Consider the following 24,197-nt stretch of genomic DNA (forward strand, 5'->3'; position numbering starts at 1 on the left):
CGGTTCGACACGCCGGTTCAGGTAAACCCGAGCGCCACGCAATAGGCCTTGAATTCAGAGGTTTCGTGTGCCAACATTCGCAACATGTAACCATCTGGTGGGTTATTTAAAACCAACGAATGGCCGCTGTCAATGGGTTTTGCGGCCGATCAGAACGGAGGGTAGTGTGAGCAAATGGACGGCGGCTGCAGATGCGGTCGAGCAGATTTTCGACGGTGCAACGATCGCGCTGGCGGGTTCCGGCGGCGGTTTGCTGGAAGCGGATGCGGTGCTTGCGAAGCTCGAACAGCGTTTCCTCGAGACCGGACATCCGCGTGATCTGACCGTGGTACACGCACTCGGTATCGGTGACGCGAAGGGCAGCGGACTAGGCCGTTTTGCACATCCGGGCATGGTGAAACGCGTGATCGGCGGGCACTGGAGTTGGGCGCCTGCGATGCAGAAACTGGCCAAGGAAAATGCCTTCGAAGCCTATAGCTTTCCCGCTGGCGCGATCTCCACGCTGCTGCGGGAAATTGGTGCCGGCCGGCCTGGACTTGTCACACACGTGGGCCTGCGCACGTTCGTCGATCCGCGTATCGATGGCGGCAAGATCAACGAGCGCGCTACTGAGGACCTGGTCGAACTGATCGAACTGGATGGGCGCGAATATCTGCGCTACAAGCCGTTCAAGGTCGATTTTGCGGTTTTGCGCGGCTCGTCGGCGGATGAGAGCGGCAATGTCACGCTGCGGCGCGAACCCGCCGATCTCGACGTCTATGCCGCCGCACTCGCATCGCACAACTGCGGCGGCCGCGTGATCGTGCAGGTGAAGGAACGCGAACCCGAGGGCTATGTGCCCGCGCGCCTCGTGCGGATTCCAGGAATTCTTGTCGATACGCTCGTGGATACGCCCGATCAGGTTCAATGCGTCATATCGGACTACGACCCGGCGTTGAGCGGCGAATCGCTATGCACAATCGGTGAAGGCTTTTACGAAGTGCCGACGGGTATTCGACGCATCATTGCCGCGCGGGCAGCGATAGAGTTGCACGAGGGGCAGTCGGCGAATTTCGGCTTCGGCATTCCCGGCGGCATCCCTGCCTTGCTGGCGGAACAAGGACGGCTCGGCACGTTCTGGGGCTCGGTCGAGCAGGGCATCCACAACGGCGCAATGCTCGACGGTCCGATGTTCGGTACCGCGCGCAACGCTGACGCGATCCTCTCAAGCGTCGATCAGTTCGATTTCTATAGCGGTGGCGGTGTCGACGTCTCGTTCCTCGGCATGGGCGAAATGGACGGCGAGGGCAACATCAACGTGTCGAAGCTTGGTGCGATGGTGGTGGGGCCGGGCGGCTTTATCGACATCACGCAGGGTGCACGCAAGATCGTGTTTTGCGGCAGCTTCGAGGCGAAGGGGCTGGAGGTCGAACAAGTTGGAACGCGTCTGAATATCGTCTCGGCGGGGAGCGTGCCGAAGCTCGTCGAGCGGGTGCAGCACATCACGTTCAGCGGCGAGCAGGCACGGCGCTCGAAGCAGGAAGTGCTGTACGTGACCGAGCGCGCGGTGTTTCGCCTGGAGGCAGACGGAGTACGTCTGATCGAGGTTGCGGAGGGAGCCGATGTCGAGCGAGACGTGCTCGCGCGCATGGCATTCCGCCCGCTCGTCGATGAAGCGTTGCTCGCGAGAACGCAGCCAAGCGCGTCCCCGACTCAGGAGAAGGTGGCCTGAAACCGCGGCGCGTGGAGTGGTCCACGCTTCCATGCGCCGTAACTATCAGGGACGTACGAGCCGCAGGATGGTTTCGATGTTGAAGTCGAGACGGCTTTTCAGGGCGGCTTTGTCCATGAAGTCGATGTCGAAGATCACCCCGCTCGTGAAGCGGTTCGTCAGATAGTAGTAGCCGATTGCAGCCATGGTGATGTGCAGTTGCCGTGCATCGACGCCGCTTCGAAATACGCCTGCTTCGACGCCGCGATCAAGTATGCCCTGCAACATGGAGATGAACCCTTTGTGCAGTTCGTGAAACCGCTGAGACTTCTTGACGTGGCGTGCCTTATGAAGATTCTCGCTGTTCACGAGCGTCATGAATTCGGGGTTTCGCAGGTAGTAGTTCCAGGTATGCGTGGTGAGCGCAACGATCGCGTCCTCGGGCGACAAGTGATCGAGGTTCAGCTTCTGTTCGGCGGAACGGATATCGGCGTAGGCGTCCTCGAGCACTGCGACGAACAGCTCCTCCTTGCTGCCGAAGTAGTGATAGATCATCCGCTTGTTTGCTTTGGAGCGGGTCGCAATCGCTTCCACGCGGGCACCGGCGAGACCGAGCTTCGCGAATTCTTTCTTCGCGGCCTCGAGGATGCGAGCGCGTGTGACCTCCGGATCTCGCTGCCTCGGCTGGCGCGTGACTGCCGCGTCGGCGGGCTTTGATGCGCGACTTTGTGGGATTGCTTCTGGGGGCATAGGGTCGTCGAAAAAAGAGGGGATCGGGACGTCAATCTCGCCGACGCCATCGCGGTAACTATAAACCAAAAAATAGTTGCCAGGAAGTAACCGGGTGGTGCAGAATGAAGACCTGTTTCAGAGCGGTGAAGCTGTTGTAGATATGCGACGCGTAACGCGCCATGTCCATGACTATAAATGAAAAAATCTGACTTTAGTAAGTAACTGTATAGTGGATCAAAGGCCCGATACAGATTCAACACGCTCAGCTCGACACAAGATGGGTTTTAAGCGTCGACCGTAAAGAATTGCTTATTTGGAGACAGGAATGACGGATTTAAGCGAACTGGCAGCCGCGCTGCGCCTACCCACCCAGCCGGTGCGCACGCCGATGTTCATCGACGGCAAGGACTATGCTGGCGCGAATGGCGAGTGGGTGACTCGGAAGAGTCCCGGCCATGGCGTTGCGGTAACTGCCACGACGCGGGCATCGAGCAGCGACCTGGACCTCGCGGTCGCATCGGCGCGGCGCGCATTCGATGACGGCCGCTGGTCGCGGCTCACGGGCGAGCAACGCGCGACGGTGCTGCTCAAGGCAGCACAACTGATCCGCGACAACGTCGAAACGCTCGCCTATCTCGAGACGCTCGAAAGTGGCAAGCCCATCGGCCAGTCGCGCGGCGAAGTCACCGCGGCAGCAGGCATCTGGGAATACGCGGCGGGCCTCGCCCGTGTCGTGCACGGCGACTCGCACGACACGCTCGGCCCCGATATGTTCGGGCTGGTCGTGCGGCAGCCGGTCGGCGTGGTGGGCATCGTCACGCCGTGGAATTTTCCGTTCTTCATCCTGTCGGAGCGCCTGCCGTTTGCCCTCGCGGCGGGATGCACGGTCGTTGTCAAGCCCGCGGAACTCACGTCCAGCACAACGCTCAAGCTCGCCGCACTGCTGACCGAAGCGGGCCTGCCCGATGGCGTCGTCAACGTGGTGACGGGACTCGGCTCGGTGGTTGGCCAGGCGCTCGCGGAACACATGGACGTCGACATGATCTCGTTCACTGGCTCGACGCCGGTCGGCCGCTCGGTGCTCGCTGCCGCCGGCGGCAACATGAAGAAGGTCGGGCTGGAGCTGGGCGGAAAAAATCCGCAGATCGTCTTTGCCGACGCCGATCTGGACGATGCAGCCGATGCCATCGCCTTTGGCATCGCGTTCAACGCGGGCCAGTGCTGCGTGTCGGGCAGCCGGCTCGTCGTGCACCGCTCGGTCGAGCAGGAACTCGTCGAGCGGGTGCAGGCGGTGCTCGCGAAGGTGCGCGTCGGCGATCCGCTTGATGCGTCGAATCATGTCGGCGCGATCGTCGAGGCGCGTCAGTTCGAGAAAATTCGCGGCTTCATCGACGCCGGCACGCAGGAGGGCGCCCAGCTCGTCTGCGGCGGCACGACAAGCAGCGAAGGCGAGCGCTACTTTATCCAGCCAACGGTGTTTCGCAACGTGCAACCCGGCAGCACGCTCGCGCAGGAGGAAATCTTCGGGCCGGTGCTCTCGGTCACCGCGTTCGACACCTTCGATCAGGCGATCCAGCTCGCGAACGGCGTGCCTTACGGGCTTGCGGCGAGCATCTGGACGCGCGATCTGCAAGACGCGTTCAAGAGCCTGCGCGAGGTACAGGCCGGGCGCATCTGGGTCAATTGCACGATTACCGGCGGCCCTGAGCTGCCGATCGGCGGCGTCAAGCAATCGGGGATCGGCCGCGAGACCGGGCGCTATGGCGTCGAAGAATACACCGAACTCAAGTCGGTGCATGTCCAGCTCGGTAACCGGCCGCGCTGGATCGCTTAAGGCGAATTCACTTCAACGAAAGCGGCCACAAAGAGCCGCACGGAAGGCTTCCCGCGCAACGCGGGCAGCGAACAAAGAATCGGAGACAGCAATGTATGACTATGTGATCGTGGGCGGTGGCGCGGCGGGATGTGCGCTGGCCGCGCGTCTAAGCGAAGACGCCGGCAGCCGGGTGCTGTTGCTCGAAGCCGGTCCTGCCGATACCGACCCCTACATCCATATGCCGGTCGGTTTCTTCAAGATGACGGGCGGGCCGTTGACGTGGGGCTATCGCACGGCGGAGGCGGCGGAAACGCAACGCCGGCAGATTCCGTTCGCGCAGGGCCGCGTGCTCGGCGGCGGCGGCTCGATCAATGCGATGGTTTATACCCGCGGCCAGCCAGAAGACTACGACGGCTGGGAGCGCGATGGTTGCACGGGCTGGGGCTTTCGCGACGGCGTGCTGCCTTATCTGCGCCGGATGGAAGACAACGAGCGCCTGTGCAACGAATATCACGGCGTAGGCGGACCCCTCGGCGTTTCTGATCTCATCAGCGTCAATGAGGTTACCAAAGCCTTCGTGCTGGCTGGCCAGGAAGCGGGCTTGCCCTACAACAGCGATTTCAACGGCGCGCAGCAAGAGGGCGTCGGGGTTTATCAGGTCACGCAGCGTGGCGGACGGCGTTGCAGCGCGGCGGTCGGCTATCTTCGTGAGGCGCGCTCCCGCAGCAACCTGACGGTCAAGACGAACTGCCTGGTGTCGCGCATCGTGATCGAAAATGGACGTGCGGTGGGCGTCGAATTCGCCGATCAGAACACGCGGTCGAACGTTGAGGTTGCACGGGCCGAGCGCGAGGTAATCGTGACGGCGGGCGCCATCGGCTCGCCCAAGCTGCTGATGCTTTCCGGCATCGGTCGTGCGGTCGATCTCGAGCGCGTAGGTGTGAAGCCCTTGCATGTCCTGAATGGCGTTGGAGAGAACCTGCAGGATCATTTCGACATCGATATCGTGTACGAACTTAATGGCCCCTACAGCCTCGACAAGTACGCGAAGAAGCACCTGATGCTCCTCGCCGGCCTCGAATACAAAATCTTTAACAAGGGGCCGGTCACGTCGAACATTGCCGAGGGTGGGGCGTTCTGGTACTCGGACAGCAGCGTGCCGACCCCCGACCTGCAATTTCACTTCCTGCCCGGCGCCGGTGTGGAGGCCGGTGTGCCGCCGGTTCCTTCCGGCTCGGGGTGCACGCTCAACTCCTACTTCCTGCGCCCGAAGAGCCGCGGCAGCGTCACGCTCAACAGCGCCGATCCCGCCGATGCGCCCATCATCGATCCTGCCTACATTCGCGATCCGTATGACCTGAAGGTAGCGGTGGAAGGTATTCGTCAAAGCCGCGAAATCATGAGCCAGCACGCGCTCTCCAAGTACATCAAGAGCGAGCATTTCCCCGGAAGCACCGTGCGCACACAGGCGCAATACGAGGAGTATGCGCAGCAGTACGGACGCACCGGCTATCACCCGGTCGGCACTTGCAAGATGGGAGTCGACGAGATGTCAGTGGTCGATCCGCAGTTGCGAGTGCGCGGTATCGAAGGGCTGCGGGTCGCGGATTCGTCGGTGATGCCGCGCATCGTCAGCTCCAATACGAATGCGCCGACGCTGATGATTGCGGAGAAAGCCTCGGACCTGATTCGCGGGCGCGTGGCGAGCCAAGCGCCGGTTGCCGGCCAGTTGGCCAGTTATTCGGGTCGAGTGGTGCGCGACGCCTCCACGACGGCAGCGTAATACGCGGCGCGAGGTACACGCGTGGGGCCTGACAATAGAGCCCCGTCGATTCAGTAACTATCTGCATATTTATCGCCAACAAGGGTGCAAGCCCACCAATTTGCAGGAGACACCATGTCCAAACAAGATAACCGCTCGGCCCTTTCACGCCGGGACTTCATGAAGCTTGGTGCAGGCGCGGCGTTTGCCGTGGCCGGTGGCGGTCTTTCTGGCCTGTCGCTCGGCGCGAGTCAAACCACGCTGGCCTGTTCCTTCCGATCGCTCACCAATCCGTACCACGCGGCTTTCAACAAGGGCGCGCAGGCCTTCGCGTCGAGCGCGGGCTTGCCGTACGTGCCGCTGACCACCGAAGGAAGCTCGGAAAAAGGCATCGCCGATATTCGTGCGCTCTTGCAAAGGACCGGCGGAGATCTCGTGCTCAATGTCGATCCGAACGATTCGGCTGACGCGCGGGTGATCGTCGAAGCGTGCTCGAAGGCGGGCGCGTTCGTCACCACGATTTGGAACAAGCCGAAAGACCTGCACCCCTGGGACTACAACCCGAACTACGTGGCACATCTGTCCTATGACGGCGTCGCATACGGCGAAGAGACCGCCACACAACTGTTCAAGGCGATGGGCGGCAAGGGCGGCGTGGTCGCGCTCGGCGGAATCTTCAGCAACGTGCCAGCGATCGAGCGCAAAGCCGGTCTCGACGCTGCGCTGAAGAAGTTCCCCAACATCCAGTTGCTCGACTTCCAGGTCGCGGACTGGAACTCGCAAAAGGCATTTCCGATCATGCAGGCCTGGATGACGCGTTTCAACGCGAAGATCAAGGGCGTATGGGCTGCGAACGACGACATGGCGCTCGGCGCGATCGAGGCACTGCGCGCGGAAGGCCTTGCCGGCCAGATGCCGGTGACCGGCATGGACGGCACACCGCCCGGACTCGCCGCGATCAAGGCGGGTGAGCTGATCGCGTCGGTTGACTGGGACCCATACTGGCTGGGCGGCATCGGCCTGTCGATGGGTTTGCAGGCAAAGCAGAAAAAGATCGACGTCGCGACGCTGCCCAAAGACCGTCGCGAGTCGTATTGCAAGGCCACGTTTGTGACCAAAGCGAACATCCAGGACGTCATCAAGCGCGCGAGCGCGCCCAACGCTGATTGGAACAACCTCTATGCCCGCGTCGCGGGTCCTGTGGTGTATCGATGAACAAGCTGACCGCAGCGCCCACCCGGCAGGCCACGTCCACAAAAACAACCGGGATTCCAATCGTATCGAAGCAAGCACTTGTGCGGCGTTTTGCACCGTTGCTCGTATTGGTGGCGCTCGGTCTTTGCATCGGCGCGCTCAATCACGACTTCTTCGATCCGATGAACCTTTCGCGGATTGCGGTGGGTGCGGCGATTCCGCTCACCATCGCACTCGGTGCCGCGTTTGTCATTCAACTGGGAAGCATCGATTTGTCCGCCGAAGGCATCGTCGCGGTTGCGGCGATCGCGGTGTCGACGCTGGTCGAAAACTCGTATAACGACAACCACTTCGGCCTCTGGGTGCTGGCCGTGGCCCTGGCCGCTGGCGCGATATTGGGCCTCGTCAACGGCGTGCTGCACGTGTTCCTGCGCATTCCCTCGTTCATCACGACGCTGGCAATCGGTTTTGTCGCAACCGGGATTGGAACTGCGTGGCTGTCGGGGAACACGATCCGTGTGAGCGACCCTTCGCTGCGTGCCATCTCGATCACGCGCTATCTGGGTCTGCCGCTGTCCGTCTGGATCGCGGTGCTGATGCTCGGCGTCGCCTGGTTCGTCTACAAGCACACGCTGCTTGGCCGTCACACGCTGGCGATCGGTGGTGGCGAGGATTTGGCGCGGTTGAGCGGCGTGCGGGTTTCGCGCGTGCGCATTGCGGTATTTGCGCTGGCCGGGGCTTTCTATGGTGTCGCGGGCATCCTTGCCGTGGCGCAATTCGGGCAGGGACATGCGCGCATTGCCGACGGTCAGCTTTTCGTTGCGATTACCGCGATCGTGGTGGGCGGAACGTCACTCGCAGGCGGAAACGGCACCCCGATGAACACGCTAATCGGCACGCTGATCGTGATCGTGCTGGGCAATGGCATGGTGCTGCTTGGTGTCCCGCCCTATGTGCAGCAGGGAATCCAGGGCGTGTTGATCATCGCCGCCGTGACGCTCGCGCTGAATCGCTCGCGCCGGCGCATCGTCAAGTGAGCGAGAGGAGAATAGACATGCTTTCACTCAAGAACATCACCAAGCGCTTCCCGGGCGTGCTTGCGCTGGACAATGTATCGATCGAAGTCCGCCCGAATGAAATCGTGGGCTTGATCGGTGAGAACGGCGCGGGCAAGTCCACGCTGATGAAGCTGTTGACCGGTGCGTATCGCCAAGATACAGGCGAGATCGAACTGGGCGGCAAGCCGCTCGTCATCCGCAATCCGCGCGACGCGACGTCCAAGGGCATCGCGATGGTTTATCAGGAGCAGTCGATCCTGCCGAATCTCACCGTCGCGGAGAACCTGTTTCTTGGGCGCGAAGAAGAGTTCGTTACGTTCGGCCGCGTGAACTGGACGAAGCTCAAGCGCGCCGCGAAGAAGGAACTTGCCACGGTGCATCTCGACATCGATCCGCTGACGCTGTGCGAGGACATGTCGTTCGGCCAGCGGCAGATGGTGGAACTCGCGAGAGCGTTGTCGCTCGCGAGCCGCACCGGCGGCACGCCGATCATTCTGCTCGACGAACCCACGTCCGTGCTCGAAGCCGGGGAAATCGAAATCTTGTTTGGCCTCGTGCGTGAGTTGAAGTCGCGTGCGTCGTTCGTGTTCGTTTCGCATCGGCTCGATGAACTGCTGTCGTTGAGCGATCGCGTGTATGTGATGAAGGACGGGAAGGTCGTCTCCGAGATGGCTTCGGGGACGGCGTCAGTGGCAAAGCTTCATGAGCTGATGGTCGGACGCTCGCTGCACAGCGAGTATTACCGGGAGAACCTGCAAAAGCCGTGCCGCGCAGAAGTGGCGCTGTCGGTGCGCAACGCGACGCTTGGGCACGTGCTCAACGACGTCTCGTTCGACGTGCACTGTGGCGAAGTATTCGGCGTGGCGGGCGTGGTCGGGTCCGGGCGCGAGGAACTGTGCCGCGTCATTGCGGGCCTGGAGAGTCTCGATAGCGGCGAGGTCATGGTGGGTAACACGCGACTCAAGCCGCAGGCGAATCACGCGGTTTCACTCGGCATCGGATACGTTCCGCGCGAGCGCAAGATCGAAGGACTCGTCACGCAGATGAGCGTCGCGCAGAACCTGACGCTGCCTCGTCTCGGCGCTGTCAGCCGTGCGGGCGTGGTGCGCAAGGCAAGCGAACGGGCGCTCGCTAACGACTGGATCCAGCGCTTGCATATCAAGACGCCGGGTCCAGATGCGTCATGCCGCAACCTCTCAGGAGGGAATCAGCAGAAGGTGGTGCTCGCGAAATGGCGTTTCGCAGGCAGCCGGATTCTCGTGCTCGATCACCCGACACGCGGTCTCGATGTCGGTGCGAAGGAGGAGGTCTATCAGCTCATCCGCGAACTGACGGCGGAGGGTGTGGCTGTCGTGCTGACCGGCGACACGCTCGAAGAGATTCTGGGGCTCAGCCACCGCGTGATGGTCATGCGCGACGGCCGCGCCGAAAGGATCCTGCCGTGCGAGGTGGGTCACAAGCCCTCGCAGGTTGAAATCGTCGAACACATGGTCTGAGGTCAACATGCCAAAACTGAACGCATCCATCGCGACGAAGCTGCGCGACAACGCGCCCTTCCTCGCGCTCATCGTGCTGTACGTGCTAATCGAGATTGCGCAACCGAGCTTCCTCGCACCGTCGACGCAACTCGGCCTGCTCGCCGACAGTTCGACGCTTTTTATTATGGCCGCCGGCACGACGTTCGTCGTGTTGCTCGGCAGTATCGATCTTTCGCTGCAGGCGGTGGCGTCGTTTTCGAGCGTCATCGTCGCGATGTTGCTGCCGCGCTATGGCGCGATGGCGGCTGTCGTCGCGCTCGCGGCATCGTTCGGCATCGGTCTGTTGAGCGGCGTAATCCAGACGGTGCTGCGGATTCCGTCTTTCATCGCGACGTTGGCGGTGGGCGGGATTGCATCGGCAGCGGCGTTGACGCTTTCCGGTACCCGTTCGATCGGTATCAGCGATGAGATGCGCAACGCCTCGCTGGGTTGGACCACCGGCTCCTCGTTCGGCGTGCCGCACGAAATCCTGCTTGCCGTCGCGGTCTTCGCCTTCTGCGTGTTTCTGCACCGCTCGACAGTATTCGGCAGGCAAACCGATGCGATTGGTGCAGGCGAACCGGCGGCTATTGCATCGGGCGTGCGCGTGTCGGTGACCAAATGCCTTGTGTTTGGAACGTCGTCATTCTTCGCGGGGCTGGCGGGGGTGGTGATGGCTGGGCGACTGGGAAGTGGCTCGCCCACGCTGGCGGACCAGTTTCTGCTTCCGGCCATCGCTGCAGTAATCGTCGGCGGCACCGCGTTGACGGGTGGCGCCGGTGGTATCGGCAGGACGCTGGTGGGAGCGCTTCTGGTGTCCGTGGCGCGTGTGGGCATGACGTTCGTCGGTATCAGCGTTTTCGCACAGCAGATTGTGTTCGGGCTAATTCTGATCGTCGCGGTGACCGTTGCATTCGATCGTTCGAAGGTGCTGGTCATCAAGTGAGTTTCGATCCGGCCCGTATCGCGCGGGCTATTGTTGAAGGAAGGGTTTGCACATGAAGATTCTGGTGACTGTAAAGAGGGTGGTCGACTACAACGTCAAGGTGCGCGTGAAGTCGGATGGCAGCGGCGTCGATATCGCGAACGTGAAGATGTCGATGAACCCGTTTGATGAGATCGCGGTTGAAGAGGCGGTGCGCTTGCGCGAGGCGGGTGTGGCGACCGAGGTCGTTGCGGTGTCGTGCGGCGCGACGCAGTGTCAGGAGACCCTGCGCACCGCATTGGCGATTGGCGCGGATCGCGCCATTCTCGTCGAATCGAATGAGGAACTACAACCACTCGCAGTCGCGAAAGTTTTGAAGGCGCTGATCGACAAAGAGCAACCTCAGCTTGTGATCCTTGGCAAGCAGGCCATCGACGATGATTCGAATCAAACCGGTCAGATGGTTGCCGCTTTGGCCGGCTTGCCGCAAGCAACCTTTGCCTCAAAGGTCCTCGTGGCCGATGGCAAGGCAACGGTTTCGCGTGAAGTCGATGGTGGTGCTGAAACGCTCTCGCTGACTTTGCCGGCGGTGGTAACCGCTGACTTACGCCTGAACGAGCCGCGCTACGTCACGCTGCCCAACATCATGAAGGCGAAGAAGAAGCCTTTGGAAACGATGAAGCCCGTTGACCTTGGCGTCGACGTGACGCCGCGTCTAAAGACGCTGAAAGTTACCGAGCCGGCGAAGCGCTCTGCCGGCGTGATGGTGCCGGACGTGAAGACGCTGGTCGAAAAACTGAAGAACGAAGCTAAGGTTCTGTAAGGGAGACGCACGAAAATGACGATTTTGGTAATTGCAGAACACGATAACGCATTGATCAAGGCTGCAACGCTGAACACGGTGGCCGCTGCTTCGGAGATCGGCGGAGACATTCACGTGCTGGTCGCGGGTTCGAACGCGCAGGCCGCAGCGGATCAAGCCGCGAAAATTGCAGGCGTTTCCAAAGTCCTGCTCGCCAATGCCCCGCACCTCGCCGAAGGCCTAGCTGAGAACATCGAAGGAACGGTGCTAAATATCGCGAAGGACTACTCGCACATTCTGGCTCCGGCTACGGCCTATGGTAAGAACATCGCACCGCGTATCGCGGCGCATCTGGACGTTGCGCAAATCAGCGACATCACCTCCGTGGATTCCGCCGACACCTTCGAGCGTTCGATCTACGCCGGCAACGCGATCGCCATTGTGCAATCGAGCGATTCGATCAAAGTGATCACCGTCCGCTCGACGGGTTTCGATCCGATGGTAGCGGAAGGCGGTAGCGCATCGGTGGAAAAGATCGAAGCGGCTGCTGACGCGGGCATCTCGCGATTCGTCAGCCGCGAACTGACGAAGCTGGATCGTCCGGAACTGACGTCGGCTTCGATCATCGTGTCGGGCGGTCGCGGCTTAGGCAATGGCGAGAACTACACCAAAGTGCTGGAACCGCTCGCCGACAAACTCGGCGCAGCGCTCGGTGCATCGCGCGCGGCAGTCGATGCGGGCTTCGTCCCGAACGATTACCAAGTCGGCCAAACCGGCAAGATCGTCGCGCCGCAACTCTACGTCGCAGTGGGTATCTCGGGCGCGATCCAGCACCTGGCCGGTATGAAGGACTCGAAGGTCATCGTCGCGATCAACAAGGACCCGGAAGCGCCGATTTTTAGCGTCGCCGATTACGGACTGGCTCAGGACCTGTTCCAAGCCGTTCCGGAATTGACCGCGCTAATTTGACTTCTCTCCAAAGGACGTGCCGATGCGAAAGACACGAATCGTGATTGTGGGGGCAGGACTGGCCGCCACGCCTCATGCACTTGCCCTGAACGAACTGAATGATGAAGTAGAAGTGGTGGGCGTGGTCGGCCGTTCACGGGAGCGGCTGAAGCACTTCGCCAAGACGCACGGCTTCCCGGTTAGCGAGTCGTTCGACGCAGTACTGAACGACCAAAGCGTTGACGCCGTTCTGGTGCTTACGCCGCCCAACACACATCTTGAGCTGGTTCAGCGGGCCGCTGCCGCACGCAAGCACGTGCTGCTCGAAAAGCCGCTCGACATATCGGTGGCTCGGGCGGAACGCGCCGTCCAAGCCTGCCGCGATGCCGGTGTGCGACTTGGTGTGGTCTTCCAGAACCGCTTCCGTCCCGCTGTGCAGCGGCTGGCAGCGTTGGCCAAGAGTGGCGCGCTCGGGCCGCTCGCCTATGCGGGTGTCGATTTGCGCTGGTGGCGACCGCAGTCCTACTACGATGAGCCCGGCCGCGGCACGTATGCACGCGACGGCGGCGGGGTGCTGATGACGCAGGCCATTCACTCGCTCGACATCCTGATGTGGCTGGCGGGCGACGTGTCATCGGTCGTGGCGGCAACCGCAACAACCCATCTCCATTCAATGGAGGCGGAAGATTTCGCGAACGCCGCGCTCACATTTGAGAGCGGCGCCGCCGGCCAAATACTCGCGACGACGGCGGCGTTCCCCGGTTTTCCTGAGCGCGCTGAACTGATTGGCGCCAACGGGACGGCGGTGCTCGAAGGCGGACATCTGCGGGTGTTCTTCCATGACGGCCGTGCCGATGAGTTTAATGACCCATCGTCGTCCGGCTTCGGTGCGAAGCCGATGGACTTCTCTCACACGGCCCATCGTGATCTGTTGAGGGATTTTTTCGCCGCCATCCGTGAGGATCGCGCTCCATTGATAACTGGCGACGACGCGCTGCGCGTGCAGCGACTGATCGAGCGCATCACCACCAGCAAAGGACACCGGCAGTGACACACACAGACGGAGAAACACGGATCGTCGCGATTCTGGGCGATCCCATTGTACAGGCGAAATCCCCGCAGCTCTTCAATGCCTTGTTCGAACGGCATGGGGTGAACGCGGCGCTCGTACCGTTTCATGTGCCGGCAACCAACCTCGAGAGGGTCCTCGAAGGGCTGCGCGGCGTAGCCAACCTCGCCGGCGTGGTCGTGACGGTGCCACACAAGTTGCATGCGACCGCGTATGCGACGCAGTTATCGGACACGGCGCAGCAAACGGGCGCGGTCAACTGTCTGCGCCGTGAAGCCGATGGATCGTGGACAGGCGCCATGTTCGATGGCGTCGGCTTCGTCAAGGGTTTGGAAGGGCGCCAACACATCGTGCGCGGGAAGTCCGCACTCATCGTCGGTACAGGCGGAGCGGGCGTGGCAGTGGCGCATGCGTTGATCGATGCGGGCATCGTCTCGCTCGATCTCTTTGACCGTAGTGCGGCATCGTTGCAGCGGCTGGCGGGGTCATTGCGGGCGCGTGGGAGCAAAACGGTCATCGGCGAAAGCCAGGCGTGTGCGCGGGCGAAGCATGATCTTGTCGTCAACGCGACGCCGTGCGGAATGCACCCGGATGACCCCGTGCCGATTGATCTTGCCGAGGCTGCTCCACACGCCGTTATTGCTGACCTGATCATGAAACCGGCAGAAACGCGCCTGTTGGAAAACGCGAAGGCACGTGGCCTCGCCGTGCACCCCGGCCGTTACTTGCTCGAGAATTCAGTCGAACCGATGGCGGCGTTTCTGGGACTCATCGCTCCCGCATAGCGCTGGGCGCACCACCTGCAAGGCGGAGAAAGCCCCGGCATCGCATCGCAGGAGGTGGGAAAACCCTCCTTTGATGGAAGGCGAAATCGGGCTTAGAATACGCCATAGGTAACTATCCGGTGGGTTATTTATTTAAAAGGTCGACGAACCTGCCTCACCGATTGAGACAAGATTGAAACCGGCAGAAAGCTGAAGCAGACACTCCTGCTCGAAATCGCCCGTCATCACACAGGCCATCCGCACTATCGTCATCTCGCGGTCGGGCGAACCATCTTCCACAGCAAGCTAGCGACAGTACGGCGAAGCGGCCTATCACCCTGGAGAGACATATGGCCAATCTAAAAAATAACGAACCGAAAGGCAGGCACCAGTCGAAGAAAGCCGCCGCTAGTGGCTGGATCGGCTCGATGCTGGAGTATTACGACTTCTTCATATACGCCACGGCGGCATCACTGATTTTCCCGCAGATCTTTTTTTCGAAGAACGATCCCAAGATCGCCATCATCGCGTCGCTGGCGACATACGGTGTCGGCTACGTGGCCCGTCCGATCGGGGCCCTTGTACTCGGTCATTTGGGTGACACTCACGGCCGCAAGTACGTGCTGATTCTTTGCATGTTCATGATGGGCTTTTCGACCATGGCCGTCGGCCTGCTGCCCACCTATGAACAGGTTGGCCTTTGGGCGCCGATCGGATTGGTCGCCATGCGCCTGATTCAGGGCTTCGCGGTGGCTGGAGAAATTGCGGGAGCGAGCTCGATGGTTCTTGAGCACGCCCCATTTGGCCGGCGTGGATTCTTTGCGAGCTTCACGCTGCAGGGTGTGCAGGCGGGCCAGATTCTGGCTGCGGCGGTGTTCTTGCCCCTTGCCCACTATATACCGACGGACGCGTTCACTGCCTGGGGCTGGCGCATACCCTTCCTCTTGAGCTTTTTTATCATCGTCGCGGGTTATTTCATTCGACGCGATGTCGATGAGACTCCGGCGTTTGTCGAAGAAGACGAGCATGGTGAGATTGCGAAGTCGCCAATCATCCATGCCTTCGCCGATAGTTGGGCCAATATCTTGCGCGTCGCCTGCATGTCGTTGACGACCGTTATTCCGGTCGTAGCGACGATCTTCGGTGCTGCGTATGCGGTCCAGCCAGCTTATGGAATCGGCTTCCATGCGGACGTATATCTTTGGATTCCGGTGCTTGGCAACATTCTGGCGGTGATCTTGATCCCCTATGTCGGCAATCTGTCGGACAGAATTGGTCGTCGACTCCCGGCGATCGTCGGTGCGCTCGCCTCAGGTCTGCTGTCGTTCGGCTATCTCTATTCCATCAGCATCCGTAACACGCCTTTGGCGATCATCATGGCGCTGCTGATGTGGGGTGTTGCTTACCAGGGCTTCAATGCTATCTTCCCAAGCTTTTATCCCGAGTTGTTCCGCACTCGCAATCGAGTCACCGGGGTGGCGATCGGGCATAACGTCGGAATCACCATCGCGGCGCTGCTGCCTGCGCTGTTTGTCGCCGTCGCACCGCCGGGAGGGTCGGCCAACGTTCCGCTCACAATCGGTGCCATTACGTTTGTTGCGACGATCGTCGCGGCGGTTGCGGCGCTGACCGCGCGGGAAACCTTCCGCGTGCACCTGAACGATCTGGGTAAGCCGCGTGCCGTGCCCGTCGACGAGCGAGAATACCGGCGGATACGGGCGCAGTCGCTGGTCGATGCGAGACTTGTCAAAGCGGAGCGGTCAATACCGCCGTTGGGAAATTCAAAATCAGCAAGAGATTGAAGCAAAATCGGCGGCCTGCCTTTGGCCGCCGCCTGGATGATAGCAGCGCAGATATGCGGATAATCGGACGCGCTGGGTTCGGCGTCGTTCATCCCCGAACACGGGTTACCGGTGCTGACGGCCTCGCCCGCATTGTGCAACCTGATGCTTCGACTCGCCCATGGACAGGCTCGGGTCACCGGCAGAAGGTTATTCACGTAGCCGCGACATGCGTGACTGCGTCGCATAAAACGGGAGGCAGGGCATCGTGAAGCCATCGCGGCACAAGCGATAAGAATACGTCCTGTCGAAGCTATGAGACGCCGATCCCGGAGGCTCAGATCGTCGCGATTGATGCAGGCGGGCGTCCACTGTGCCACCAGTTGCCACCTCTAAAACAAGCGCCATCGTGTCCTTTCGCTCGAGCACCACAGCGCTGCAGGGGCGCGAACGAGATCACGAGCTAAGTTCTCCACGCAGTGCTAGATGATTCCGCGCACGTCTGCGGACAGCCAATTCTTGGGCGTTCGCTTGATTGAGCACGAGGAGCGGCCCACGAACTCTCGACGGCACATGGTAGCCCCGGGAAAACCCCGTTTGATTGATCCTGCAGCTGCGCTTAGCATAGGTATCAAGTAACTATCCGGTGGGTTATAGAGTAGAGGTGGAAAGGCTCCGCGAATGACCACTTCGGTCGCACTGCCACACGGAACCACACATGCGTTGAAACGCCCACCTCTAAAGTCGACAGGAGACAAGGATGAATCCAGCAGAAAAGCGTAGATGGCCGCGATCGGGACTCGAAACGACGCTGATGGGTTTCGGTGCCGCGCCGATAGGCAACATTTTCCGGCCGATTTCCGAAGACGATTCGGCGGCCTTAATTAAGGCCGCATGGGACGCCGGCGTGCGCTACTTCGACACTGCGCCGATGTACGGCCACGGCTTGAGCGAAGCGCGGTGCGGGCAGGGCTTACGCTGGTATCCGCGCGATCAGTATGTGCTGTCCACAAAGGTCGGCCGACTTCTTAAACCACGCAAGCGCGCAGAGATCAACTTCACGCCGTGGGTCGACGGTCTGCCGTTCGAAATGCGCTTCGACTATAGCTACGACGGCACAATGCGCTCGATCGAAGACAGCCTGCAGCGGCTGGCGCTTGAGCACATTGACATCGCGCTGATCCACGACATCGACGCCTTCACGCACGGCGACCGGCAGCCTGAAATGTTCGACGCGGCGATGTCGGGCGCGGCAAAGGCGCTGTTGAAGTTGCGCGACGAAGGCGTCGTAAAAGCAGTGGGCGTGGGCGTCAACGAATGGCAAGTCGCCCACGAAGCCATCAAGCAGGCTGACTTCGATTGCCTGCTGCTAGCCGGGCGCTACACACTGCTCGAGCAGGACGCGCTCGATGGCTTCCTGCCGCTATGCGAAAAACGTCAGGTGTCCGTGATCCTCGGTGGTGGATACAACAGCGGCATCCTCGCGACAGGCGCCGTGGCCGGCGCAAAATACAACTATTCGCCCGCCCCGGAAGCAATTCTCGAACGGGTTCGGCAGATCGAGCAGGTGTGTCGCGAATACGCGGTGCCGTTGAAAGCGGCGTCGTTGCAGTTCGTGCTGGGCCATCCTGCGATTCCGACCAACATTCCTGGCGTGCGTACCGTTGCGCAGCTCGAAGACAACTTGCAGACCTTCCGGGCAGATATCCCTCCGGCGTTCTGGGACGAGCTAAAGCGTCGCGAATTGATCCGGCAGGACGCACCGACACCGCAATAACTCACGCGTTATCGTGCGCGCGTGTTCCGCCGCTGCGCATCGCAGCGGCGGCTGGGTCAGCTCGCGTCCACGCTTCACCGTTAGGGAGAATTCATGAAAGCTGCTGTTCTTGTTGCTCCGATGCAGTTCGAGTTGCGCGATGTGCCCGTTCCAGAGTGCGGCGCGTCCGACGTGCTGATTAAAGTTGAGCGTTGCGGCATCTGCGGGACCGACCTGCATATCTATCACGGCAACTATTCGAGCGACCGCCTGCCGCTGATTCCCGGACACGAATTCTCTGGGACGATTGCTGAAGTCGGCTCGGCGGTGAACGGTTTGAAGGTGGGTCAGGCCGTGACTGCCGACATCAATCTCGGATGCCGCAGTTGCTTCTATTGCCGCAAGAACGAGATCCTCAATTGCACACAGATGGTTCAACTCGGCATCCATGTGAACGGCGGCATGGCTGAGTACGTGCGCGTGCCGGCGTATGCGGTCGTTCCGCTGCCCGCTGCAATGCCGGTGGAGGAGGGCGCGATGGTTGAACCGCTCTCATGCATCGTGCGCGCGTTCCGCAAAGGACATTTGCGACTTGGCGAAAGCGTACTAGTCATCGGAGCCGGGCCCATCGGGCAGATGCACATGCAATTGGCCGTGCGCGCGGGTGCGGCGCCCGTGATCGTCGTCGAGCCGAATGCACAGCGCGCGGCGCTTGCGAAGGAGCTGGGCGCGGATTTCGTCGTCACCGATCCGTCGCAACTCGACGCCACCGTGCGTGCAGCGACCGACGGACGGGGTGTGGATGTCGCGATCGAAAGCGTGGGTTCGACTGAACTTTACGAGCAGGCGTTCACACTGATCCGCCCCGGAGGCCGCGTGATTGCGTTCGGTATCGCCAAACCAGGCCACACGTTCAGGATCTCCGCGCTCGCTTTCGTGCTGCGCGAGCAGGGTGTGCAAGGCAGCGTCGCCGGCATGGGAGACGACATGCACGAAGCGGCCACATTGCTCGGCTATCGACGCGTAGATGTCGCGCCGTTCCTCACCACCATCTATCGGCTGGATGACGTTCAGGCTGCGTTCAAGCGACTAGCTGAGGACAAGAGTGTCCTGAAAATTCAGTTGCAAATCGCTTGAGTCGACCCATCGTCACCAACGCGCAGTTGAGGTTGTCCATGAACGTGCTGGAAGTGAAGGGAATCAGCAAGACGTACCCCGGCGTACGGGCCCTGGATCGCGTGGAATTTTCATGTGCCAAGGGTTCCGTGCATGCTCTCATCGGCGAGAACGGCGCGGGTAAATCCACATTGATCAAGATACTGAGCGGCGCGACCGCTCCGAACGAAGGCCAACTCATGCTCGATGGCGTGGTCTACGCGCCGGCATCGCCGAGCGAGGCGGTGGACGCGGGCGTATCGACGATCTATCAGGAATTCAACCTGATCCCAGCATTGAGTGTCGCCGAAAACATCTTCCTGGGCCGCGAGCGAATCACGCGCGGTCTTCTCGATGCCGCTTCGATGCGTAGCGAAGCGAAGGCGCTGCTCGCGCGCATCGGCGCACCGATCGACGTGCGCAGGCGTGTTAGCACGCTGTCTGTGGCCGAACAGCAACTCGTCGAGATCGCGAAGGCACTCGCGGTTTCGGCTCGCGTGCTGATCATGGACGAACCGTCTGCGACCCTCTCCGATCACGAGATGACGCTGCTCTACAACGTAGTGCGGACGTTGTCTCGCGATGGCGTCACGATTCTCTATGTGTCGCATCGAATGGATGAGATCTTCGACCTCTGCGACACCTGCACGATCCTAAAGGACGGTCGATCGGTCTGCACGCGCAAGGTAGCAGACCTCGACCGCGCGGCGATGATCCGTCTCATGGTAGGCCGCGAAGTCGACACGCGCTTTCCCGATCGGCGTGGCGGTGATGCGACCAGCAACGACATCGTGCTCGATGTAAAAGCGCTGCGGCTCGCGGAACGAGTAAAAGACGTCACCTTCAGCGTTCGTGCAGGCGAGATCGTGGGACTAGCAGGACTTGTCGGCGCGGGGCGCACGGAAGTGGCACGCGCGATATTCGGACTCGACGACATCGAGTCGGGCGAGATATCGCTGGGGGGCCGCATTCATCGCCCCAAAACGGCTGCGGAGGCGATCGACGCAGGCGTCGCGCTTGTGCCTGAAGATCGCAAGGCGCAAGGACTTGTGCTCGGCCTCAGCATTCGCGAGAACGCCATGCTTCCCACACTCGAGAGCGTTTGCCGGTTGGGCTTCATCAATCGGCGCCGCGAGCAAGCGCGGGTAGCGTCCGTCTGCAAGCAACTAGCCGTATCGGCGTCGAGCGCGGAAGTGCCGGTCGGCACACTGTCCGGTGGTAATCAGCAAAAGGTCGTGTTCGGGAAGTGGATCGCTCACGATTACACGCTGCTGATTTTGGACGAACCGACGCGCGGCGTCGATGTTGGCGCGAAGGTCGAGTTCTACAGGTTGATCGATGAGATCGCACGTTCCGGTAAAGCGGTGCTCCTGATCTCGTCGGAATTGCCGGAGTTGCTCGGGATGGCCGATCGCATCGTCGCGCTGCGCGATGGCGTGGTCACGGGAGAAGCTTCCGCACACGGCGCGACGGAAGAGTCGGTCCTTCATATGATAGCGAGGTAAATCATGGCACTAGTAGAACCCATTTCTGGCGCGACTTCGAACGGACGATTTTCGAGCGGTGCTTATCGGCGTATCGAACTTATCCAGCGCTTCGGAATTCTCGCCATCTTCATGCTCTTGTGTGTGACGGCGGCGGTGTCCTCGCCTTACTTCCTCACAGCGGAGAACCTGTTGAACGTCGTGCGTCAGGTGTCGGTCGTCGGGCTGACATCGCTTGGCATGACGTTCGTTATTCTCACGGCAGGCATTGATCTTTCGGTGGGATCCATTCTCGCGCTCACCACGCTCGCCATCGCTGGGCTCAAGCCCTACGGACCGTTCGCGTCACTGGCTGGCGGCCTTGCGGTCGCTATCGCGTGCGGCTGGGCCAATGGTTTCATTACCACGAAGGGGCGCATCCAGCCGTTCATTGTCACGCTCGGGATGATGACGGCACTTGTTGGCGTCGGGCTCGCTTATTCGGATGGACAGCCGGTCATCGGTGTGCCGGTGTCGCTGTCGTGGATCGGACGCGGCAAACTTGGTGGCGTGCCGGTGCAGGCATTGCTGTTCATCGTCATGGCGATCGCGTCGGCGGTGATATTGCGGATGACGCGCTATGGGAGACATGTGTACGCAGTAGGAGGCAATGCGGAAGCAGCGCGTCTGTCAGGCGTGCCGGTGGACAAGGTTCGTGTGATCGCCTATTGCCTCTCCGGATTGTTCGCAGGTCTCGGTGGCCTCGTCATGTCGACGCAACTCAATATTGGCGAGGCGAATCTCGGCAAGGGCCTCGAACTCGATGCGATCGCCGCAGTGGTCGTCGGCGGCACGAGCCTATCGGGTGGCGCGGGTGGCATCGGCGGCACGATCGTCGGCGTCTTGCTGATCGGCGTTCTGAACAACCTTCTCAATTTGCTCAACATTCCTGCCTATACGCAGCTAATCGTGAAGGGCGCAATCATTGTCGGCGCGGTGTTGATCCACGCGCAACTCAATCGTTCAAAAGGCCGCTAAAGCGGTTCCATAATCCAAGGAGACAACCATGTTCAACGCGAAATTGATGCAGCTCGCAGCCGCCACAGCGCTTGCCTTTAGCGCCTCCGCGAGCGCGCTTGCGGCCGACACGATCGGACTCTCGCAGGAGAGCCTTGATCATCCGTGGCTTGCCACGCAGCGCAAGCAGGTCAACGAAGCTGCAGCGGTTGCCGGTATCAAGGTTCTTGCCACTGACGGGCAGGGCAACGTCGCTGGCCAAATTGCCGGTATCGAGGACATGGAATCCAAGGGCATCAAGCTGTTGCTTGTACAGGCGGGGAAAGCCGAAGGGCTGCGTCAGGAGTTGGCGTCGTTAAAGGAGCGAGGGGTGCCATACATGTTTGTCGGCAAACCTATTGATAATGCCGGCGCTATCACCATGGTCTCAGGCGATAATCGTGCGCTCGGAGCGGACGCTGGTCAATACATTGTCGAAACGCTGACGAAGAAGTATGGCAAGCCCAAAGGCAATATTGTTTTGCTTGAAGGAATTCCGGGTGACGAAACATCGGTAAACCGTATTGGCGGTGTCACGTCGGTGACCGGAAAATATGCGGACATCAAAGTAATCGCAAGGCAACCCGCGGATTACCGTCGCCCGAAGGCCTATGCGACGATGCAGAACATCCTGCAGGCGCATCCGGCCGGCACAATCGATCTCGTGTTCGCAGCGAATGGCGAGATGGCGCTCGGTGCGATTCAAGCGATCAAGGAAAGCGGCCGATCGGGCGAGATCAAGGTGCTCGGGCTCGACGGGCAAAAGGAGGAATTTGACGCGATCCGCGCAGGCGATGAGGCTGCGACGTGGCTGTACCCGCCCGCCGGTACAGAGAGTATGGCCGTCGCGGTCAAGATCTTGAAGGGCGAAAAGGTGCCCCCCAAGTTCGTATTGCCTACCGTGCGAGTCACAAAGGACAACATTGATTCGGTGAAGCCGGCGTTTTAAAAAGCAACGGAATTGCGTTGTCGCTATGAATGGCGCAATTCCTTTCAATCGAAGACAAGCTTAGTCACCAGAACCTAGCCTTTACATAAAAGGAATTAGCGCATTACCTTAGGATCGCTAATTGAATACCGCCTGTCTCAACTGGAGACCGAGCAATAACCGCCGCATCGTCAGACCGCAGGCGCCTGCGTCTATGCCGTGACGCGGTAACCCGCCCACGCTATTATGGAAGGCATACGCAACGAGGTGACGCATGGGAAATATTTGGACCGAACCCACCATCAGCGGGCAAAGATTCATGAAGACAAGAGCAGCCGTTGCATGGAAGGCAGGCGCACCGTTGACGATCGAAGAAGTCGACCTCGACGGTCCGCGCGCGGGTGAAGTGCTGATCGAGGTGAAGGCGACGGGCATCTGCCATACCGACTATTACACGCTGTCCGGCGCTGATCCGGAAGGCATCTTCCCCGCGATTCTCGGCCACGAAGGCGCGGGCGTCGTCGTCGATACCGGTCCAGGCGTGGGCACGCTGAAGAAGGGCGATCACGTGATTCCGCTCTACACGCCCGAGTGCCGCCAATGCAAGTTCTGTCTGTCGCGCAAGACGAACCTGTGCTAGGCGATCCGCTCGACGCAGGGCAAGGGCTTGATGCCCGACGCGACGTCGTGCTTCTCGCTCGACGGCAAGCCTTTGTTCCACTACATGGGCACGTCCACGTTCTCGACTACATCGTGGTGCCGGAAATCGCGGTCGCGAAGATTCGCGAAGATGCACCGTTCGACAAGGTCTGCTACATCGGCTGCGGCGTGACGACGGGCATCGGCGCTGTCGTTTATTCGGCCAATGTGGAGGCGGGCGCGAATGTCGTCGTGTTCGGTCTAGGCGGCATCGGTTTGAATGTGATCCAGGGCGCCAAAATGGTAGGTGCTGACAAGATCATCGGTGTCGATATCAATCCGGGCCGCGTCGAACTCGCGAAGAAGTTCGGCATGACGCACTTCGTCAACCCGAAGGAGGTCGAGAACGTTGTCGATTACATCGTGCAGCTGACGGATGGCGGCGCGGACTATTCGTTCGAGTGCGTCGGCAACACGACGCTAATGCGCCAGGCGCTCGAATGTACGCACAAGGGCTGGGGCCAGTCGTTCATTATCGGCGTGGCAGCGGCGGGCGAAGAGATCAGCACGCGGCCGTTCCAGCTGGTCACGGGCCGTCAGTGGAAGGGCTCGGCATTCGGCGGCGCGCGTGGCCGCACCGAGGTGCCGAAGATCGTCGACCGGTACATGGAAGGCAAGATCAACATCGACGATCTGATCACGCACCACCTGAGGCTCGACCAGATCAGCGAAGGCTTCGATTTAATGAAGAAGGGCGAGTCGATCCGCTCAGTCGTCATCTACTAGAGGAGTGACGCGATGCTCGAACTGATCGAATCGCACGCGTCGTTCGGCGGCATGCAGCGTATCTATAAGCATGAAACGCGGGGTGAGCTCAACGACTCGCTGTTCGCTGCTCTGCCGCATCACGATCCATTCGGTCTCAGCTCCGTCTTCCGCGAGCGTCACCACCTGTTCGTGCTGCAGATCGGCGGGATCGCCGATCGGCGGTCGCCGCTTCAAATAGTCGGGAGCCACGACGAGGATGCGCCGGCTGACACCGAGTTTCCGAACAATCAACCCGGCTTCAGAGTCCAACCGCTCGCGCGCCCAGATCGCTACGTCAAACGGCCCCTCAACGAGATCAGCTCTCCGATTCAACA

General features: G+C 60.7%; 19 protein-coding genes and 1 pseudogene. 18 read left to right on the plus strand and 2 right to left on the minus strand.

Features of this window, described 5'->3' with window-relative positions:
* Window positions 1-166 precede the first annotated feature (166 nt).
* Window positions 167-1,711: an acyl CoA:acetate/3-ketoacid CoA transferase gene (locus PQR08_RS29025; RefSeq protein ID WP_408163140.1), complete on the plus strand. Its 1,545-nt coding sequence runs from the start codon at window positions 167-169 to the stop codon at window positions 1,709-1,711.
* Window positions 1,712-1,756: 45 nt separating this feature from the next.
* Here PQR08_RS29025 and PQR08_RS29030 read toward each other — a convergent pair whose 3' ends face one another.
* Window positions 1,757-2,509 (minus strand): TetR/AcrR family transcriptional regulator, encoded by a 753-nt coding sequence (locus PQR08_RS29030; RefSeq protein ID WP_255504216.1) that lies wholly within the window; start codon window positions 2,507-2,509, stop codon window positions 1,757-1,759.
* Window positions 2,510-2,747: 238 nt separating this feature from the next.
* Between PQR08_RS29030 and PQR08_RS29035 the strand changes: the two genes are divergently transcribed.
* The 17 genes and pseudogenes from PQR08_RS29035 to PQR08_RS29115 all read left to right on the plus strand — a co-directional run bounded on the left by PQR08_RS29035 (window position 2,748) and on the right by PQR08_RS29115 (window position 23,841).
* Window positions 2,748-4,256, plus strand: coding sequence for an aldehyde dehydrogenase family protein (locus tag PQR08_RS29035; RefSeq protein WP_408163141.1), 1,509 nt, complete (start codon window positions 2,748-2,750; stop codon window positions 4,254-4,256).
* A 91-nt stretch (window positions 4,257-4,347) separates the two neighbouring features.
* The gene (locus PQR08_RS29040; protein ID WP_408163142.1) at window positions 4,348-6,021 is read left to right on the plus strand and encodes a GMC family oxidoreductase; all 1,674 of its coding nucleotides are present in this window, start codon (window positions 4,348-4,350) and stop codon (window positions 6,019-6,021) included.
* A gap of 114 nt (window positions 6,022-6,135) precedes the next feature.
* The gene (locus tag PQR08_RS29045; protein WP_408163143.1) at window positions 6,136-7,215 is read left to right on the plus strand and encodes a sugar ABC transporter substrate-binding protein; all 1,080 of its coding nucleotides are present in this window, start codon (window positions 6,136-6,138) and stop codon (window positions 7,213-7,215) included.
* Entirely contained in the window at window positions 7,212-8,231 is a 1,020-nt protein-coding gene (locus tag PQR08_RS29050) for an ABC transporter permease (protein WP_408163144.1), read from the plus strand. The genes PQR08_RS29045 and PQR08_RS29050 overlap by 4 nt, the downstream gene beginning before the upstream one ends.
* Before the next feature lie 17 nt (window positions 8,232-8,248).
* Complete coding sequence (locus PQR08_RS29055) at window positions 8,249-9,748, plus strand: sugar ABC transporter ATP-binding protein (protein WP_408163145.1); 1,500 nt, start codon at window positions 8,249-8,251, stop codon at window positions 9,746-9,748.
* A gap of 7 nt (window positions 9,749-9,755) precedes the next feature.
* Window positions 9,756-10,715, plus strand: a complete 960-nt coding sequence (locus tag PQR08_RS29060) for an ABC transporter permease (protein ID WP_408163146.1) — start codon at window positions 9,756-9,758, stop codon at window positions 10,713-10,715.
* A gap of 52 nt (window positions 10,716-10,767) precedes the next feature.
* Window positions 10,768-11,517, plus strand: a complete 750-nt coding sequence (locus PQR08_RS29065; RefSeq protein WP_408163147.1) for an electron transfer flavoprotein subunit beta/FixA family protein — start codon at window positions 10,768-10,770, stop codon at window positions 11,515-11,517.
* A 15-nt stretch (window positions 11,518-11,532) separates the two neighbouring features.
* Complete coding sequence (locus tag PQR08_RS29070; RefSeq protein WP_408163149.1) at window positions 11,533-12,465, plus strand: electron transfer flavoprotein subunit alpha/FixB family protein; 933 nt, start codon at window positions 11,533-11,535, stop codon at window positions 12,463-12,465.
* A 22-nt stretch (window positions 12,466-12,487) separates the two neighbouring features.
* The gene (locus PQR08_RS29075; RefSeq protein ID WP_408163151.1) at window positions 12,488-13,495 is read left to right on the plus strand and encodes a Gfo/Idh/MocA family protein; all 1,008 of its coding nucleotides are present in this window, start codon (window positions 12,488-12,490) and stop codon (window positions 13,493-13,495) included.
* Entirely contained in the window at window positions 13,492-14,298 is an 807-nt protein-coding gene (locus tag PQR08_RS29080; protein WP_408163153.1) for a shikimate dehydrogenase family protein, read from the plus strand. Before PQR08_RS29075 ends, PQR08_RS29080 begins: the two co-directional genes overlap by 4 nt.
* A 329-nt stretch (window positions 14,299-14,627) precedes the next feature.
* Window positions 14,628-16,079 carry an MFS transporter gene (locus PQR08_RS29085; protein WP_408163155.1) on the plus strand — a complete coding sequence of 484 codons (1,452 nt, stop codon included), beginning with the start codon at window positions 14,628-14,630 and terminating at the stop codon, window positions 16,077-16,079.
* Between the two features lie 739 nt (window positions 16,080-16,818).
* The gene (locus PQR08_RS29090) at window positions 16,819-17,835 is read left to right on the plus strand and encodes an aldo/keto reductase (RefSeq protein WP_408163157.1); all 1,017 of its coding nucleotides are present in this window, start codon (window positions 16,819-16,821) and stop codon (window positions 17,833-17,835) included.
* Between the two features lie 93 nt (window positions 17,836-17,928).
* A complete protein-coding gene (locus tag PQR08_RS29095; protein ID WP_408163159.1) occupies window positions 17,929-18,951 on the plus strand; it encodes a zinc-dependent alcohol dehydrogenase in 1,023 nt (340 codons plus the stop codon).
* The gene (locus PQR08_RS29100) at window positions 18,948-20,474 is read left to right on the plus strand and encodes a sugar ABC transporter ATP-binding protein (protein WP_408163160.1); all 1,527 of its coding nucleotides are present in this window, start codon (window positions 18,948-18,950) and stop codon (window positions 20,472-20,474) included. Before PQR08_RS29095 ends, PQR08_RS29100 begins: the two co-directional genes overlap by 4 nt.
* 3 nt (window positions 20,475-20,477) lie before the next feature.
* On the plus strand, window positions 20,478-21,470 hold the full coding sequence (locus tag PQR08_RS29105) for an ABC transporter permease (RefSeq protein WP_408163162.1): 993 nt from the start codon (window positions 20,478-20,480) through the stop codon (window positions 21,468-21,470).
* A 28-nt stretch (window positions 21,471-21,498) separates the two neighbouring features.
* A complete protein-coding gene (locus PQR08_RS29110) occupies window positions 21,499-22,437 on the plus strand; it encodes a substrate-binding domain-containing protein (RefSeq protein ID WP_408163164.1) in 939 nt (312 codons plus the stop codon).
* Between the two features lie 298 nt (window positions 22,438-22,735).
* Window positions 22,736-23,841 (plus strand): annotated as a pseudogene (locus tag PQR08_RS29115) (S-(hydroxymethyl)glutathione dehydrogenase/class III alcohol dehydrogenase).
* Here PQR08_RS29115 and PQR08_RS29120 read toward each other — a convergent pair.
* The gene (locus PQR08_RS29120) at window positions 23,824-24,195 is read right to left on the minus strand and encodes a LysR substrate-binding domain-containing protein (RefSeq protein ID WP_408163166.1); all 372 of its coding nucleotides are present in this window, start codon (window positions 24,193-24,195) and stop codon (window positions 23,824-23,826) included. The pseudogene PQR08_RS29115 and the gene PQR08_RS29120 sit on opposite strands and share 18 nt — an antisense overlap.
* Between the last annotated feature and the right edge of the window lie 2 nt (window positions 24,196-24,197).

Origin of the sequence: Caballeronia jiangsuensis, from assembly GCF_046030135.1 — a bacterium.
In the GTDB taxonomy this organism is placed as follows: Bacteria; Pseudomonadota; Gammaproteobacteria; order Burkholderiales; family Burkholderiaceae; genus Caballeronia; species Caballeronia jiangsuensis.